Origin of the sequence: Hymenobacter sp. DG01 (assembly GCF_006352025.1) — a bacterium.
GTDB lineage: Bacteria > Bacteroidota > Bacteroidia > Cytophagales > Hymenobacteraceae > Hymenobacter.
The window spans coordinates 1,793,894-1,809,692 of the sequence record NZ_CP040936.1; the positions used below are offsets into that span (position 1 = coordinate 1,793,894).

Annotated in this window: 14 protein-coding genes; 6 read left to right on the top strand and 8 right to left on the bottom strand. The window is 59.6% G+C overall.

Annotated elements, in window-relative coordinates; genetic code table 11:
* The first annotated feature begins 314 nt into the window (after positions 1-314).
* The 5 genes from FGZ14_RS07675 to FGZ14_RS07695 all read left to right on the top strand — a co-directional run bounded on the left by FGZ14_RS07675 (position 315) and on the right by FGZ14_RS07695 (position 6,221).
* The gene (locus tag FGZ14_RS07675) at positions 315-2,315 is read left to right on the top strand and encodes an ABC transporter substrate-binding protein (protein WP_139922969.1); all 2,001 of its coding nucleotides are present in this window, start codon (positions 315-317) and stop codon (positions 2,313-2,315) included.
* 123 nt (positions 2,316-2,438) lie between these two features.
* Complete coding sequence (gene hemL, locus FGZ14_RS07680; RefSeq protein ID WP_139922971.1) at positions 2,439-3,767, top strand: glutamate-1-semialdehyde 2,1-aminomutase; 1,329 nt, start codon at positions 2,439-2,441, stop codon at positions 3,765-3,767.
* 257 nt (positions 3,768-4,024) lie between these two features.
* On the top strand, positions 4,025-4,888 hold the full coding sequence (locus tag FGZ14_RS07685; RefSeq protein WP_139922973.1) for a hypothetical protein: 864 nt from the start codon (positions 4,025-4,027) through the stop codon (positions 4,886-4,888).
* Positions 4,889-4,978: 90 nt separating this feature from the next.
* On the top strand, positions 4,979-5,515 hold the full coding sequence (gene dcd, locus FGZ14_RS07690; RefSeq protein ID WP_139922975.1) for a dCTP deaminase: 537 nt from the start codon (positions 4,979-4,981) through the stop codon (positions 5,513-5,515).
* Positions 5,516-5,705: 190 nt separating this feature from the next.
* Complete coding sequence (locus tag FGZ14_RS07695) at positions 5,706-6,221, top strand: hypothetical protein (protein WP_139922977.1); 516 nt, start codon at positions 5,706-5,708, stop codon at positions 6,219-6,221.
* A gap of 84 nt (positions 6,222-6,305) precedes the next feature.
* Here the strand turns inward: FGZ14_RS07695 and gldC are convergent, their stop codons facing one another.
* Both gldC and dnaN read right to left on the bottom strand, forming a co-directional pair.
* Positions 6,306-6,644: a gliding motility protein GldC gene (gldC, locus tag FGZ14_RS07700; RefSeq protein ID WP_139922979.1), complete on the bottom strand. Its 339-nt coding sequence runs from the start codon at positions 6,642-6,644 to the stop codon at positions 6,306-6,308.
* Between the two features lie 216 nt (positions 6,645-6,860).
* The gene (dnaN, locus tag FGZ14_RS07705; RefSeq protein ID WP_139922981.1) at positions 6,861-7,985 is read right to left on the bottom strand and encodes a DNA polymerase III subunit beta; all 1,125 of its coding nucleotides are present in this window, start codon (positions 7,983-7,985) and stop codon (positions 6,861-6,863) included.
* 246 nt (positions 7,986-8,231) lie between these two features.
* On the opposite strand from dnaN, the gene FGZ14_RS07710 reads away from it, so the two are divergent.
* Positions 8,232-8,678: a BLUF domain-containing protein gene (locus FGZ14_RS07710; protein WP_139922984.1), complete on the top strand. Its 447-nt coding sequence runs from the start codon at positions 8,232-8,234 to the stop codon at positions 8,676-8,678.
* 60 nt (positions 8,679-8,738) lie between these two features.
* Here FGZ14_RS07710 and FGZ14_RS07715 read toward each other — a convergent pair whose 3' ends face one another.
* The 6 genes from FGZ14_RS07715 to gldF all read right to left on the bottom strand — a co-directional run bounded on the left by FGZ14_RS07715 (position 8,739) and on the right by gldF (position 15,712).
* Entirely contained in the window at positions 8,739-10,448 is a 1,710-nt protein-coding gene (locus FGZ14_RS07715; protein WP_139922986.1) for an ATP-binding protein, read from the bottom strand.
* Positions 10,445-10,771 (bottom strand): circadian clock KaiB family protein, encoded by a 327-nt coding sequence (locus tag FGZ14_RS07720; RefSeq protein ID WP_139922988.1) that lies wholly within the window; start codon positions 10,769-10,771, stop codon positions 10,445-10,447. The genes FGZ14_RS07715 and FGZ14_RS07720 overlap by 4 nt, the downstream gene beginning before the upstream one ends.
* Before the next feature lie 9 nt (positions 10,772-10,780).
* The gene (locus FGZ14_RS07725; RefSeq protein ID WP_139922990.1) at positions 10,781-11,098 is read right to left on the bottom strand and encodes a circadian clock KaiB family protein; all 318 of its coding nucleotides are present in this window, start codon (positions 11,096-11,098) and stop codon (positions 10,781-10,783) included.
* A gap of 41 nt (positions 11,099-11,139) precedes the next feature.
* A complete protein-coding gene (gene kaiC / locus FGZ14_RS07730) occupies positions 11,140-12,849 on the bottom strand; it encodes a circadian clock protein KaiC (RefSeq protein WP_139922992.1) in 1,710 nt (569 codons plus the stop codon).
* Positions 12,850-13,193: 344 nt separating this feature from the next.
* Positions 13,194-14,912, bottom strand: coding sequence for a gliding motility-associated ABC transporter substrate-binding protein GldG (gldG, locus tag FGZ14_RS07735; protein WP_139922994.1), 1,719 nt, complete (start codon positions 14,910-14,912; stop codon positions 13,194-13,196).
* A gap of 74 nt (positions 14,913-14,986) precedes the next feature.
* Positions 14,987-15,712 (bottom strand): gliding motility-associated ABC transporter permease subunit GldF, encoded by a 726-nt coding sequence (gldF, locus tag FGZ14_RS07740; protein WP_139922996.1) that lies wholly within the window; start codon positions 15,710-15,712, stop codon positions 14,987-14,989.
* Positions 15,713-15,799 lie beyond the last annotated feature (87 nt).

Sequence of the window (15,799 nt, forward strand, 5' to 3'; positions counted from 1 at the left end):
CGGAAGGACAGCTACTATTGTGGTTGATAGTATTACTTTCATGTAAGGGCCGAAACCAGCCGCCCGGGACTTGCTGAGCCCCGTCGTGCGGATGTCGGATTTTACACTGCAAAGGTACTTCGCGCTACTACTGCTGAACTTAAGACTAAATTAAATGGAGCTTAAGTTTCGATTAAAAATGAGCCCGGCCGCCCCGCTGCCCCCCGTCCCGGAGCCCGATATATCTTCCCCGGCGTATCTGCGTACCTTTGCCGGACGAGTCGCAGCGTGGCGGCTCGTGGTTTCTCCCGCCTATCTGATTTGGCTCCTCGCGTATGAGGCTTTACTCTCTCCTGTCTGCTGCCGTGTTCTGCGGAGGCCTTGCCTGGTCGGGGCCCGTGGGGGCTCAGCAGGCTCCCCCCAAGAAAGCGGCTACCCCCACTCCTACTGGTAAGGCTGCCACCCCGGCTACTGCCCGCCCGGCCTCCCCTACCCCGGCCGGTGCCGCCAAACCCGGCACCTCCAAGCCCGGCTCAACCCCAACAACAGGCACCCGGCCGACGGCCCCGGCCACAGCCAAGCCGGCGGCCCCGGCGACCACCAAACCGCCTACCGCCGCTAAACCGGCTACCCCGGCCGCCACATCCAAGCCAGCCGCTACTACGCCTCCTAAGCCCACGGGGCCACCGCTGCCCGCCAACCTGGGCTCCAGCGACCCGGCCACGCGCTACCGCAACGGCAAAACCCTGCTCGACCAGACCCGCTACGAGCTGGCTATGCAGGAGCTGCAGCCCATTACGGCGCCGGGCAGCCAGTTTCAGCGGGCCCCGGAAGCGGCATACCTCTATGCCGTGGCTGCCAGTCGGGCTAAAAAGTGGGCCGAAGCCGAGCAGATGCTCAACCTGCTGCGCACCGAGTACTCCCGCTGGCCCAACCTGCCCGAAGCCTTTTTTCTGCAGGGCCAGGTTTCCTTTGAACAGGGCGACTTCGAGAATGCCCTGCGCGTGCTTGGCCAGCTTCCGCCCGACCGGCTGGTGGCGGAGCGCGAAAACATGAAGGCCACCTACCTGCCCCGCATCAAGGACAAGGCTACCTTTCAGGCCCTACTGAAAGCCTACCCCCAGGACGCCGCCCTGGCCCGCGCCTACGCCGACAAGCTGGCCAACGGAGGCTGGTACACCGACGCCGACAAGTCCCAGCTCGACCAGCTTATCACCCAGTTTGCCCTCGAGCGCACCCGCTACACGCCCCGGCCCCGGGCCCAGAAGAAAAGCACCTACAACATCGGGGTGCTGCTGCCCTTCGAGTTTAATGACCCCGGCTGGGAGACGAGGCGCAAAAACCAGTTCGTGACGGACCTGTACGCCGGCATGCGCCTGGCCCAGGACTCCTTGCAGCGCGAGGGGCGCCCCGTGCAGCTTTTCGCCTACGATACCGGCGCCGATACCCTGCAGCTGAAGCAGGTGCTGGCCTTGCCCGAGCTGGCCGGTATGGACATGATTATCGGGCCGGTGTACAAATCGGGCAGCAAGATTCTGGCCCGCTACGCCCAGCAGAAGCAGATTGTGGTGGTCAACCCCCTCTCCCAGGACGGCGACCTGGTGCTGGACAACCCCTGGCATTATTTGTTCGAGCCCAGCACGGCTACCCAGGCCCGGCAGGCGGCCCAGTTTGCCTTTAGCCGCCTGGGCGGCCCGCGTACGGCCGTGGTGCTCTACGAAGACAGCAAGGACGAAGCCGCCTTTGGGCAGGCCTACAAGCAGACCTACGAGGCCTTGGGCGGGCGGGTGCTCCAGCTGCGCCGCATCAATTCCGATGTGGAAGAGTCCTTGGCCGCTGGCTTCGCGGGCGTCGACCTGAAAACCCTGGGCCACTTGGTGGTAGCTTCCGATGGCAAAAAAGCCGGGCCTTACACCTTCGGGGTGCTGAAAGCCCAGGACGCCCGCACTCCACTGATTGCCTACGCTTCCTGGTTGGAAAACAACCGCATTGGCCTGGGCCAGCTCGATGCCCGCGACGTGTACTTCGTGCACCCCAAGTTTGTGGACCGCACCAGCCCCGGCGCCCGCCGGGTCCGCCAATTGTACACCCAGCGCCAGAACCTGCCGCCTTCCGTGTTTGCGCTATCCGGCTTCGAGCTGCTGTATTACTTCGCCAACCAGCTCCATCAATACGGCCCGGCTTTCCAGCAGCCGCTGGCCAACGGCGGCCCGGTTTCGGGGGCTGTGTTCCAGGGCATCGGCTACCCCGAAGGCAGCCACGACAACCAGTACGTGCCCCTAACCAAGCTGGAGCGCCTGGAGGTAGAGGTGCTGAACCCTGTTGGCATCCGCTAGGTTGTACTTCTAGCGTGCGCGCAGCTCCAGCTTCGCGTTTCGTTGAGCTATTCCACTGGGGTAATTCAACAAGCACTGTTCACCGATCCGCGAAGCTGGAGCTTCGCTGTTACACCCTAACCTATGGAATCTTCCAACCTCACCACTACCCCCGAGCTGAACCTGAACACCAGTGATACCCTGTTTACCCGCGCCAAAAACCACATTCCGGGCGGGGTAAACTCGCCGGTGCGGGCTTTCCGGGCCGTGGGCGGCCACCCCGTGTTCATGCAGTCGGCTAAAGGCGCCTGGCTGACCGACGTGGACGGGAACCGCTACCTCGATTTTATCAACTCCTGGGGCCCCATGATTCTGGGTCATGCCCCGGAGCTGGTGCTGGAGGCAGTGCAGCAAGCCGTGCAGGGTTCCCTCTCGTTTGGAGCCCCCACGCGCCGCGAGGTGGAAATGGCCGAGCTTATCAAGCAGATGGTGCCCAGCATCGAGAAAGTACGTCTGGTAAACTCCGGCACCGAGGCTACCATGTCGGCTATCCGGGTGGCGCGGGGCTTCACGGGCCGCGACAAAATCATCAAATTCGAGGGCTGCTACCACGGCCACGGCGACTCCTTCCTGATTGCGGCCGGCTCCGGTGCCCTCACCCTGGGCGCCCCCGATTCGCCGGGCGTTACCCAGGGCGTGGCTCAGGATACGCTCACGGTCCCCTACAACGACCTGGCAGCCGTGGAAGCAGTTATTCAGGCCAACGAAGGTCAGGTAGCCGCCCTGATTCTGGAGCCGGTGGTAGGCAACATGGGCCTGGTAGCGCCCCAGCCGGGCTACCTGCAGGGTCTGCGCGAGTTGTGCACCCGCCACGGCATCGTGCTGATTTTTGATGAAGTAATGACCGGCTTCCGGCTGGCGCGCGGTGGTGCACAGGAACTCTACGGCATCACCCCTGACCTGACCACGCTGGGCAAAATCATTGGGGGTGGCATGCCGGTGGGCGCTTACGGTGGCCGCCAGGATATTATGGACAACGTGGCCCCCGCCGGCAAGGTGTACCAGGCGGGCACGCTTTCGGGCAACCCCATTGCCACGGCCGCGGGCATCGCCCAGCTTTCCTACCTCAACGAGCATCCCGAACTCTACGACGAGCTCAACCGCATTACCACCCGCATTGCCGACGGCACCCGGCAGATTTGCCAGGAGCTGGGCCTGAACTACACCGTGAACCAGGTGGGCTCCATGTTCAGCGTGTTCTTCACCAGCCAGCCCGTTACCGATCTGGGATCGGCCAAAACCTCCGATACCGAAGCTTTCGGGCGCTACTTCCGGGCCATGCTGCACCGGGGTATCTACCTGGCGCCGGCTCAGTACGAGGCCCTGTTTGTAAGCACGGCCATCACCGACGACCTAGTGGACCACTACCTCACCGCCTGCCGCGAATCGATGCGGGAAGCCCACGGGCTGTAAGTAGTTGCGGCAAGAGAGCACATAAGTAAAGTGTTGTGATGAGAAGACGAAGGACGCCATCCTTCCTCTCCCGTGATAAGCTTTCTACCCTGACAAGCCCTTACTTCCAACGCGGAGGTAGGGGTTTGCTCGTTTATCTCGGGGGTAGAAAACGGAGGGATTGAGTTGGGGTCATGCACATTTTTAGCGTTTCCGGGCACTTCCTTCCGCAGTACATGCCCAAATTCCCGACCTTTGCCCGAAACCATTTTTGCCCTATGCCCCGATTTCGACAGTTGCTACCGCTGTTTCTGCTGCTGTGGCTTGCCGTGCCGGCCGTGTTGCTGGCACAAACCGACACTCCCGCGGCTGCCAATAAGCGCCTCTTCGACCGCACGGTGGATGAGCTGAACTTCCGGACCATGGAAACCGTGTACGATAAGTCCTTTGCCCGGGGCAAATTTCCGGTGTCGCTGCGCACGGCCAAAGCTCGCCGGGAGTTCGATAACTTTCCCGGTCGCGACGACCTGAAAAAGCTATTTCATAACTATAACGGCATTTCCGACCGCTTCAAGAACCGCTTCGGCAAGGGACGTACGGATCTGGTGGAGTTTGAGAAGCAGCTGAATACCATTCTGGTTGACCGCAACTTTGAGTTCTTTATCCGGGTGCTTCCCCGCGACGAGCGCATTGCCCTGATCCGGAGTCTGCAGCGAGCCATTAAGCAGGGTGCCGCCCAGTTTAACGCCTCCCAGGACCCCGCCCCGGAGGAGCTGGCCGCCGACGGAGCCGCCGTGCCGCCCGCCGATATTGACCCGGCCACCGCATCTTCGGCCAATACGACCCCGGAGGCCGTTGCCGCCGAAGACCCGCAGCCCGAGCCGGAAGGGGCGCTGACTTCTCCGGCCGTGGCCTACGCCGGACCTCGCTCCCTCGACACGGCCCCGCGCCACGACTGGATGGACTACCTGAACCTGCTGCTTTCGGGTAGCTCCCTGCTGCTGCTGCTCTACCTGGTTACCAGCGTCCTGCCCGAGCTGCGCAGCCGCCTCGATGCCCTCACCGAAGACCAGGAACCCCCTACCCCCCGTACCCGTCGGCCGGCTCCTCTCCCTGAGGACCGCTACGAGGATGAAAATTAAAGATTGAGACATCTGGCTGGCCCAGTGCCGCTGGCAGGCCTGGCCTGTGCCCGTTTCTCACTTTTTAATTCTTAATTTTTAATTGAAAGCATGATCCTTACCGACCAGCAGATTCTCGCCGAAATTGAGCGGGGCAACATTGTAATTGAGCCCTACGACCGGAGCTGCCTCGGCACCAACTCCTACGATGTGCACCTGGGCCGCTACCTGGCTACCTACCGCGACGCCGTGCTGGATGCCCGCAAGCACAACGAAATCGACGTTTTTGAAATCCCCGAGGAAGGCTACGTGCTGCAGCCCGGCACCTTGTACCTAGGTGTAACCGAGGAGTACACCGAGAGCCACGCCCACGTACCCTTCCTGGAAGGCAAAAGCAGCGTCGGCCGCTTGGGCATTGATATTCACGCCACGGCCGGCAAAGGCGACATCGGTTTCTGCAACACCTGGACCCTGGAAATCAGCGTTTCGATGCCTGTGCGGGTGTACCACCTCATGCCCGTAGGCCAGCTAATTTACTTCGCCGTGCAGGGCGATGTAGAAACCTTCTACAACCGCAAGGCCAACGCCAAGTACAACGACCGCACGGTGAAGCCCGTGGAGTCGATGATGTGGAAAAACAAGTTCTAAAAGCCCGCTTCCGGCCCGCTGCACTGCTACCTGACTAGTTGGGTAGTAATGCGGCGGGCCGCATGCTTTTTCCGGGGTAATTAAACTACCTGGCATAGTTTTTCGTTAAGAACAGACATTCGGTGGGTTTTGCAGTACCATGAACCCGCTGGTTTTCTGTGACTTCGACCTGTCTTAAGCATCCTTTCCGATGAAAAAGAAACTTGCCGCTGCGGCTGCCTTATTCGTTGCTTCTCTCGGGGCGCATGCCCAGCAGAAGCCCGCCCAGGCCCCGCAGAAGAAACCGACCCCGGCCGCTGCTCGCCTCAACCCGGTGCAGGCCCACGCCCGCAAGCTCTCGGAGCAAATGGCCCGCGACCTGCGCCTGAATGGCTATCAGAAGAACCGTCTGCAGGCCATCAACGAAGATAAGCAGGCTAAAATCGTGGCTATCAACCAGAAAAATGCCGGCAACGATAAGCTGATAAAGCAACAGTGCGACGCCGTGTGTAAGGAGCGCGACAAAGAGCTGCAGGCCGTGCTCAGCACCGACCAGTACAGCGACTATTATGGCTCGCGGCCTACGTACAACGCGTTCAGCATGAACTATAACAAGGCAGCCGACGCCATTTTTGTAAACTCGGTGCAGAACCCGCTGCCGGCTAGCAGCAATGGTACCACCATCGGGCCGGCCCGCTCCGCGGCCCCTACCCCCGGCACCAAGTAGCAACCTTCCCCGGTAGCTAAAGTCTATAAAAAAAGCCGCGCCCGATATCCGGGCGCGGCTTTTTTGTAAGTTAAGCAGAAGGTACTAGCGCTGTTTGCGCTCCTCTTCCTCAATGTGGTCCATCAGCTGGCGGCACAGGTCGCGCATTTTGGTGGCCATTACCGAATCGTTGGTGGCCGTTACGATGCTTTCGGCCATGGCGCCTATGGTGTCCACATAGAAGCGCTTCATTTCATCAACGGGCATTTCCTTGGTCCAGAGGTCAATCTTCATGGTGCCACGCTCGTCCCGGTCCCAGAGGGCAATGTTGATGGCCTTGGCAAAGTGAATATCGGGGCCCGCATCGGTGGCCGACCAGCTGATGGCCTCGGGTACTTTCTGGTCGTCGAGGGCAATGCTGAAGCGGATTTCAGACTTCTTCATATCACGGATTTAGACGGAATTTTCGAATTTCACGGATTCGGGCAGCCCTCCGTTCCGGGCCGCACGCCGCGCATTTTCCGCTCGGGGCGGAATTGGCTGGCCCGTTGCCGGAGCCAGTGTCACGGTTTCCAACCAACTAAGGCTGAAAGAAGAAAGACGGATTTTTCGGTCACAGAACGAATCCGTGAAATCCGAAAAATCCGTCTAAATCCGTGATTAAACGTAGTTGTTCAGCATTACGGGCATCACCAGCATCAGGATGCTCTCGTTGTCATCGGGGGTAGTGGGCATGAGCAGGCCGGCGCGGTTAGGCGTGCTCAGCTCCAGGGTGATTTCCTCGGAGTCGATGTTCGACAGCATTTCGGTCAGGAACTTAGCGTTAAAGCCGATTTCCATGTCCTCGCCGTCGTACTGGCAGGCCAGCTTTTCGTTGGCTTCATTGCTGAAGTCCAGGTCCTCGGCCGATACCGTCAGCTCGGAGCCAGCCAGGCGCAGGCGCACCTGGTGAGTGGTTTTGTTGGAGTAGATGCTGATGCGCTTTACCGAGTTCAGAATCTCCTGGCGGCTGATAATGAGCCTGTTGGGGTTGCTTACCGGAATTACGTTCTCGTAATCGGGGTAGCGCTCATCAATCAGGCGGCACACGAGGCGCATCTGGTTGAAACTGAAGAAGGCGTTGGAATTGTTGAACTCCACGCGCACGGTAGTAGCCTCGGAGGGCAGAGCACCTTTCAGCAGATTAAAGGCCTTGCGCGGAATGATGATGTTGGCGGTCTGACCAGCGCCCACATCGGAGCGGCGGTAGCGCAGCAGGCGGTGCCCATCGGTAGCCACGAAGGTTACCTGGTTATCAGCCAGCTGCACCAGAATACCCGTCATGGCGGGACGCAGTTCATCGGTGCTTACCGCGAAGATGGTTTTGTTGATAGCCCGCGACAGGGACGACGACGGAATTTCCACGGGAGCCGAGCCCTTCACTACCGGCACGCGGGGGAAGTCGGTGGCGTTTTCGCCAGCCAGCTTGTAGCGGCCATTGGAGCTGGCAATTTCAATGGTGTAGGTTTCCTCGTCCAGGGTGAAGGTCACGGGCTGGTCGGGCAGGTTCTTGAGGGTATCGAGCAGAATGCGGGCCGGCGCGGCAATGCGGCCGCTTTCGCGAGCCTCCACGGGCAGCTCCGTCATCATACTGGTTTCCAGATCGGAGGCCGTAATCGTCAGCTTGCCGTCCTCGATTTCAAAGAGAAAATTCTCCAGAATCGGCACCACGGGGTTGTTCGTGACCACGCCATTAATGCTCTGGAGCTGCTTGAGCAGGGCGGAAGACGAGACGATAAACTTCATACAAGGGGCGGGTTTCGGTCGGTTTTTTCTAAGAGGACAAAGATAGGGAACGGCAGTGGGTTTGGAAACCGCTTTATGCAATCCGAAGCGGGCCTTCCCATTTTTCGCCTGGTTTTTTCGGGTGGCGAGCAGCCAGGCGGCAGCGCCTGAGACCGTCTGCAGTCAAGCTCAACTATTGTCTTCTATCGGCAAAAAGACTAATTAGCCTCTTTCTATATTACCTGTCTTCCTGCAAACGCTCCGTCCATGCCCCCTTCCGCACTTCATCACTTAGTGTACCAAAGTGTATCTACCATGCTCCTGACGGAGGAAGACCTTGAGAAGCTCCTGAAGCAGTCCCGCGCCTGGAACGAGTCGCACGGCTTAACTGGCCTGTTGCTTTACTCCGAGGGTCATATTATGCAGGTGCTGGAAGGCCATGAGGAAGACGTACGCTACATTTTCGGGCGTATTGAACACGACCAACGTCATTTTGGCGTAACTAAGCTGTCGGATGGGCCTATTCAGTCCCGGAATTTTACGCAGTGGTCTATGGGCTTCACCGTGCTGGACCCAACTGCTTTTCAGCAGCTCTCCGGCTACCAGAACCCCAACAGCCCTACCTCCTTCCTGGCTACCTACTCTGAAAACGGAAATATTTCTCTGCACGAACTGCTCGCGTCCTTCGCCGACCAGGACAAAATGGTTTTGTAGGCCGGCGCGGGCATGGTGCCGCCCGGGCTGCGCCCTGCTCTCCGCCGCAACGGTTGGCGTCTAGCGCCTGAAGTACACGGAAAAGGTGGTGCCCTCTCCTACCTGGCTCTGCACCTCAATGCGGCCGCCGGCGTTATCCACCATTTTCTTGACCATATACAGGCCAATGCCGCTCCCCTCCACATGGTCGTGAAACCGCTGGAACATGGAAAACATCTTGTGGGTGGCTTCCGGCTTCAGCCCCAACCCGTTGTCCTGCACCTCCAGCAGCACGTACTTCTCCAGCTGGCTGGTCCGGATGTGCACTCGCGCCGCCCGCTCCGGCGAGCGGTACTTGAAGGCATTGCTGAGCAGATTGTAGATAATGCTGCGCAGGTTTTTTTCAGCAAACGAAATGGTGGGGCAGCTGCCCACGGTTACTTCCAGCACGCCGCCGGCCTCCTGTACCAGGGGGGCCAGATCCAGGCTGACCTCCCGAATAAGGGTAGCCAGATCCACCGTGGCTATGGGCTGGTCGTTTTCCTTCTGCAGCTTGGTAACTTCGGTCAGGTGCTCAATGGTGCGCTTGAAGCGGTCCACGGAATCCTGCATCATATTCAGCAGCAGCTCCACCTGCTCTCCACAGGGCGTGTCCAGCTCCGGTAGCAGCGCGTGCAGTAGCCCCTCAATGTTGTTGATAGGGGCCTTCAGGTCGTGGGAGGCAGTGTAGATAAAGTTATCCAGGTCGGCGTTGACACGGGTAAGACGCTCGTTGTTTTCCTGCAGCTCCCGCTGGGCGCGGTCAATGCGCTCCTGGGCCAGGCGGTGCTCGTGGATGTCGGTGTAGGTGCCAATCCACTGAATGATTTCGCCCTGCTCGTTGCGGGAGGGTAGGGCCCGGCCCAGCATCCAGCGGTAGTGGCCCTGGTGGTTTTTAATCCGGCACTCTACCTCCAGCGCCGTTCCCATCGTAAGGCTGTTGCGCCAGCGCGCCATGGCAGTGGGCAAGTCCTCGGGGTGAATGTTGGCTTTGATGTTGCTGCCCGAAGGGGTCAGGTTATCCTGGCCGGTGTAGTAAAACCACTGGCGGTTCAGAAAAGTATTATGCCCGCCGGGACTGGCCGTCCAGGCAATCTGCGGAATACCCTCTAGCATACGGTTGGCTTCGGCCGCGGCCTGCGCAATGGCTGCCTGGGCCTGCTGCTGGCGCAACAGCTCCTGCTGCTGGTGTTCCAGCAGGCTGTTCTGCTCCTGCACGCGCGCCCGGATATCCTCAATTTCCCGCTGGGCCGAGAGGTCGGTGATGATAATGGCCAGCACTGGCATACCATCAAAATCCAGCACGTTCATCGAGACGGAAAACGGTTGCAGCAGGCCCGATTTTGTTTGCAGGGGTATTTCACCGCGGCTTTTGCTTTCCCAGCCTTTCTCCAGCAGCCCGTGCCAGTACGTGCGAAACGCCAGGGGCACAAAGCTCTGGAAGGAGCTGCCAATGACTTCTTCCAGGGCCAGCCCCAGCAGCCCGGCCAGCGAAGCATTGCCGTAAAGCACCGTAGCATCCCGGCTCAGCAGCAGGGCGCCTTCGTTCATTTGCTCAATGAGGGTGCGGTAGCCCTGGTCGGCGCTTTGCAGTGTAAAGATGCGGGGACCTTCGGCACTTTGCACGGCCAGCGCGTCAACGGCGCCGGTACGAATGGCCGTAATCAGCTCCTCTGCTTCCAGCAGCTGCTGGCGCAATTCCTCATTTTCGCGGAGCAAGCCGGCGGCACAGGGCTGGTCTTTATCACTCATGGGCGGACGCGGTCTGGGCCCTGCGGTGGCGACAGGCCCAGGGCCAGCAGCACCTTATCATGTTCCGAAAGATCCCCGATCAGGCGGCGGGCCGGGAGGGGCGTTTTTTTAATCAGGGTTGGAGCCGCCACAATCTGCTCCTGCTTGGCCAGCTCTGGCTGTTGATAGATGTCAATGATCAGCAATTCGTAGCGGTTTTTCAAATGCTGCTCACAGATGGCCTTAATGTTGCGCACAGCCCGCGTAGAGTTGGGAGTAGCGCCGGTAATATAAAGATGCAGCACATAGTCGGCGGCACCTTCAGGTTGTTCCTCTGATTCCATCCGTGGGGTTTACTTGCTCTCAACCGCCCGGATGTCTAATCCAACCAGTACGCGCTCCTGGTTCGACAGGTCGCCAATTATTTTACGAATCGGGGCGGGTACCTTGCGCACCAGCGTCGGGATGGCCAGGATCTGGTCGCCGGCCGCCAGCTGCGGATGCACCAGCAAATCAATTACTTCCAGCTTGTAGCGACCCTTCAGGTGCTGCTCGCAGTACGACTTCAGATTCGCCAGGGCCGTAACCGACTTAGCCGTCTGGCCGGCCACGTAGAGGCGCAGTTCCCATATTTCATCTTCGGCGGCGGTAGTTGCAAGCGGGGTCTCCATACTCTGGGAACGGTGTAAGTGGGGAAGAAGGTAGTGGAGCCCTATTCGGGAGACGAGGAACCTGCCATGTTTTGCCGGTTGTAGCGCAGGGCCTGCTGGCGCATCAGCTCATCGTGGTTGATTTGCCGCAGCTCCTCTTCCACTGACTCAAATTCCGTGCGCAAGTTGGTGATGGTGGCTTCCAGCACCCGGCGCTTGCGCTCCAGCTCCCGGTCTTTGCGCTCCAGCTCCTGTTGGTTAGCCAGGGCCTCGGCCTGCTCCTTTATCTGCTGGGTCAGGCGGCTGGCCCCCGTAACGATGCCCGTGGGGCCGATTACTACATCCAGCAGGCGAATGCCCTGGTCGGTAACGAGAAACTCGCGGACTTGGTTGGAATGCGCCATGCCGCGGGCCTTCAGAATGCTGATGCCACGGTTCCGCTCCCCTACCCCCTCCAGGTCGCGTACACTCAGCCAGGTATCCACCAGAGAAGACACACCTTCCTCGGTCATTTCCTGCTGAATATTGCGCCCACTGATAAGGGAAGTGAACAGAGCCGTGATGTTGTTGACCTTCAGGAAGTCGATGAGGCGGGTGAGCATGCTGCGCACCTCGGCAATATTGCCCACCGTAATCAGGTTGCTGATGGGGTCAATGACTACTGCTTCCGGCTGCCAGTCTTTAATAAACTTGTGCAGTGTGACGAGGTGCTTTTCGAGGCCGTTGAGGGTAGGCCGCGAGGCTTCAATATGCAGCAGGCCCTGCTGCTGGTACTTGTCCAGATCAATGCCCACGGAGCGCATGTTGCGCACGAGCTGCTGCGGCGATTCTTCGAAGGCAAAGAACAGGCAGCGTTTTCCTAAGCGGCAGGTTTCCGCGGCAAAAGCTGCCGCCAGCGTGGTTTTGGCGGTGCCAGCCGTACCGGTAACCAGAATACTGCTGCCCTTAAAGAAGCCACGGCGCCCGAACATTTCATCGAGGGCCGGAATGCCCGAAGACACGATTTCGTCGGACACCTCGTGGGCCAGCTTGAGGCTGGTAACGGGCAGTACCGAAATGCCTTCCTCGGTGATGAGGTAGGGGTATTCGTTGGTGCCGTGGGTACTGCCACGGTATTTTACAATACGCAGGCGGCGGGTGGTAATCTGCTCAATCACGCGGTTATCGAGCAGGATAACGCAGTCGGACACGTACTCTTCCAGGCCCTGGCGGGTAAGAGAGCCCTCGCCCCGCTCGGCCGTAATGATGGTGGTTACGCCTTTATCCTTCAGCCAGCGAAACAGCCGCCGGATTTCAGAGCGAAGAATGGCCTGGTTCGGGAAGCCCGAGAATAAAGCCTCAATGGTATCGAGCACTACCCGCTTGGCCCCGATGGAGTCAATGGCGTAGCCCAGCCGGATGAACAAGCCTTCCAGGTCGTACTCGCCGGTTTCCTCGATTTCGGAGCGGTCTACGTGTACGTGGTCGAGGCGGAGCTTACCCTGGTCCTGTAAAGCTTGGAGGTCGAAGCCCAGGGAGGTAACGTTGGCGGCCAGCTCATCGGCGGTTTCCTCGAAGGCCATCAGCACGCCCGGCTCGTTGTAGTCCAGAATGCCGCGCACCAGAAACTCCACGCCCATCAGGGTTTTGCCACAGCCGGCGCTACCACACACCAGGGTGGGCCGGCCCAGCGGCAAGCCTCCTTCGGTTATCTCATCCAGGCCATCAATGCCCGTAGGAGTTTTAGGCAGCTGAGGCCCGAGAGGAGCGGAATAAGTGGCGGCGTCTTGCATATAACACTAGCGTTTCCAACAAAGATACCCGAATAGGCCAGACTTAGCCCGCGTCTTCTGGTACCGCGCAGCACGCCCGTGGATTTGTAGCTTGTCCTATCCCCTGCCCTAGCCTAAACCCCCTAGGGTAAGTGTGTGTGGCTCCGCCCGAAAGCACGTTTCAACAGAATACCCGAGCGACTGAGCAAGGCAGGCCAATAGCATTACCTATCTGATAAGAACGGTCATTCCGAGCGGAGTCGAGGAAGCTCGCGTGCTGACGTTGCCATGCTAACCCAACGTCAGCACGCGAGCTTCCTCGACTCCGCTCGGAATGACCGTTCTATTTTTTACTATTCGCTAATCTAAAAAGAAGCGTACCGCCGCTTCCGACGCCAGGCCCGCACCAACCCGAATAGGCCCAGCAGCACCAGCGGCGCCGCCAGGTTCAGCAGCTGCCACTGGCGGCGCTCGGCAATGGCGCGCAGTTTGTCTAGGGGGCGCAGGGTAATCTGCTTGCCGCGCACGGCAATCAGGCCCGACTCATCCAGCATGTAGTCCACGGCATTCAGGACCAGCTCGCGGTTGGCAAACTCGGTGTTGGCGAGGCGGTCAAAGCCCAGGCGGAAGGGCCGCCCGGTTTTGGGGTCCACGTCGTTGCGCACAAAGTCGCCATCGGAAATAACCAGCACCTTGGCCGGACGGGCCTGGGGCGAGGTTGCGGGCTGGAAGCGGGTAGTACCCGGCTCGGCACGGTTGGCAAACAAGGACCGGAACTGCCCTTCCAGCAGGTAGCCCACCGGCTTAAACTGCGAGGTGTACAGCTTGGGGTTGGGCTCCAAGCGGGCGTCGTTGAGGTTGACGGGCACGGGGGCAGGTAGCACCCGGGAGTAGCGCGAGGTAAACAGCAGCGGCGTTTTGCGGATGCCCACGGCCTTCACTGTATCCATGCTGCTTACGAACTTGGTGTACACCGCATCGAGGTTGCGCGTGACGGGGTGCTGACTGAAGTTGTTGATGAGGGGGTAGAACTGCCAGGGCATGGGCTCTACCTTGGGCTTGTCGCCGAGGCTACCCGTGACCAGCGGAATAACGCCAGAGTTGAGGTCCAGGAGCAGATCGGGGTTCACGCGTACCCCGTATTTGAACAGCATATCCTCCAGGCCCAACTGCAACGGAAACGAGAGCATGCCGCCCCGGTTGGCGCTGTCGAGGTTGACGCGCATGGCATCCACGAAGAACAGCGCGTTGCCGCCCTGGGTAATAAACTGATCGAGCTTGAACTTCTCGGGCTCCGAGTAAGCCGTAGCAGGCTTGGCCACGATGATGGCGCTGAGCGTTTTCAGGTCCTGAGGGCGGGCCTGGTTCAGATTTACCCGAAATACATCGTAGAACTGCTGCAGAGAGCCAATCAGGTCGCCGGCTTCCTGGTTCGACAGCTCGCCGTGGCCTTCCAGCACTCCAATGCGCTTGCGCTGGCCGGGGTTCAGCTTGCGGATGGCACTGGCCAGCTCATACTCCAGGCCTTCAATGCTTTGATTGAGGCGCACATCGGAGGGGGCAGCTTGGTTGCCGCGCAGCAGCAGCACCTGCTGCTCTTTGCCCCCAGCCGCTATTGTCGCCCACGGGAAGATGATCTTTTCGACCCGCTTGCCGTTTTCGTTGGCCCCGAGGTTGGTGGGGCGCAGGCCTTTCTTAAGCAACGTGGCGTAATACTCGTTGCGGGCCTTTTCGGTGCCGGCGGCCGAGGGGTCCACGAACACGTAGTGAAGATTAGCCCCGCCGTACACCTGCATTTCATTCAGGGTTTCGCGTACCGACTGCTGCAGGCGCCGGAATGCCGGCGGGAAGTCGCCCTCCAAGTACACCGTCACGGTTACGGGCTGCTTCAGGTTTTCCAGCAACTGCTTGGTGGCCCCGGCCATGGTGTAGCGCTTTTCCTCTGTCAGATCGAGCCGGAAGAAAAACAGCCCGCCCAGAAAGTTGAGCAGCAGCAGCCCGAGCACAGCCACCCCAAAGCGCGTTAGGTCGCGGCGTTTGCGAGTGGTTACCGGGGTAGTAGGTTCGGAAGCAGGTGAAGCCATAAAGTGGCGAATTGCAAATCAGATAGTTAGGATTCAGCGTCACTATTTGGCGCTGAATAAGGGGTAGGAAAAGACTACCAGTTGCGGCTTTGCAGCACCAAGCGAGTACCCAGCAACAACCCTACAATCAGACTACCGAAGTACAGCAGGTCGCGGGAGTCGATGAGGCCCTTGCTGATGTCGCGGTAGTGGGCCGCAATGCCTAGCTGCCCGATGTAGTACGCCGGGGCCCCACCAAACACCGAGGCCAGCGAATCGAAGCCGGAGTACACCAGAAAGCAGCCCACTACAGCCACCAGAAAGGCAATAATCTGGTCGCGGGTGAGGGCTGAAGCAAAGACGCCAATGGCCGCAAATACAGCTGCCAGCAAGGTCAGGCCCAGGTAGGAGCCCACGGTAGCCGCCGAGTCGATGTTGCCTTGAGGGTTACCCAGCTGGTACACTGAGTAGTAGTAGAGCAATGTGGGTAGCAGGGCCAGCAGGGCCAGCAGCAGGCAGGCCAGGTACTTGCCGCCGATAATCTGCCCGTCGGTGAGCGGGCGGGTGAGCAGCAGCTCCATAGTGCCCGCCTTCTTCTCCTCGGCGAAGGTGCGCATGGTGAGGGCCGGAATCAGAAACAGGAAAATCCAGGGCGCCATGTTGAACAGCGTCTGCAGATCGGCATACCCGTAGTCCAGCACCGAGCTATCCGGGAATACCCACACAAATAGCCCGGTAGCCACCAAAAACACCCCAATGACCACGTAGGCCACTGGCGAGTTAAGGAAGGAGTTAAATTCTTTGCGAAGAATAGTCAGCATTCGGGTCCTATGGTGATACGCTGGTTAAACAACTCGTTGGTCATTCCGAGCTTGTCGAAGAATGACGGCCTGTTAATTGAGGCTAGC

What these genes read in the sequence shown, in the direction of transcription:
- FGZ14_RS07675 (WP_139922969.1), top strand. Translation starts at nt 315, where the DNA reads ATGAGGCTTTACTCTCTCCTGTCTGCTGCCGTGTTCTGCGGAGGCCTT.
- hemL (WP_139922971.1), top strand. Translation starts at nt 2,439, where the DNA reads ATGGAATCTTCCAACCTCACCACTACCCCCGAGCTGAACCTGAACACC.
- FGZ14_RS07685 (WP_139922973.1), top strand. Translation starts at nt 4,025, where the DNA reads ATGCCCCGATTTCGACAGTTGCTACCGCTGTTTCTGCTGCTGTGGCTT.
- dcd (WP_139922975.1), top strand. Translation starts at nt 4,979, where the DNA reads ATGATCCTTACCGACCAGCAGATTCTCGCCGAAATTGAGCGGGGCAAC.
- FGZ14_RS07695 (WP_139922977.1), top strand. Translation starts at nt 5,706, where the DNA reads ATGAAAAAGAAACTTGCCGCTGCGGCTGCCTTATTCGTTGCTTCTCTC.
- gldC (WP_139922979.1), bottom strand. Translation starts at nt 6,644, where the DNA reads ATGAAGAAGTCTGAAATCCGCTTCAGCATTGCCCTCGACGACCAGAAA.
- dnaN (WP_139922981.1), bottom strand. Translation starts at nt 7,985, where the DNA reads ATGAAGTTTATCGTCTCGTCTTCCGCCCTGCTCAAGCAGCTCCAGAGC.
- FGZ14_RS07710 (WP_139922984.1), top strand. Translation starts at nt 8,232, where the DNA reads ATGCCCCCTTCCGCACTTCATCACTTAGTGTACCAAAGTGTATCTACC.
- FGZ14_RS07715 (WP_139922986.1), bottom strand. Translation starts at nt 10,448, where the DNA reads ATGAGTGATAAAGACCAGCCCTGTGCCGCCGGCTTGCTCCGCGAAAAT.
- FGZ14_RS07720 (WP_139922988.1), bottom strand. Translation starts at nt 10,771, where the DNA reads ATGGAATCAGAGGAACAACCTGAAGGTGCCGCCGACTATGTGCTGCAT.
- FGZ14_RS07725 (WP_139922990.1), bottom strand. Translation starts at nt 11,098, where the DNA reads ATGGAGACCCCGCTTGCAACTACCGCCGCCGAAGATGAAATATGGGAA.
- kaiC (WP_139922992.1), bottom strand. Translation starts at nt 12,849, where the DNA reads ATGCAAGACGCCGCCACTTATTCCGCTCCTCTCGGGCCTCAGCTGCCT.
- gldG (WP_139922994.1), bottom strand. Translation starts at nt 14,912, where the DNA reads ATGGCTTCACCTGCTTCCGAACCTACTACCCCGGTAACCACTCGCAAA.
- gldF (WP_139922996.1), bottom strand. Translation starts at nt 15,712, where the DNA reads ATGCTGACTATTCTTCGCAAAGAATTTAACTCCTTCCTTAACTCGCCA.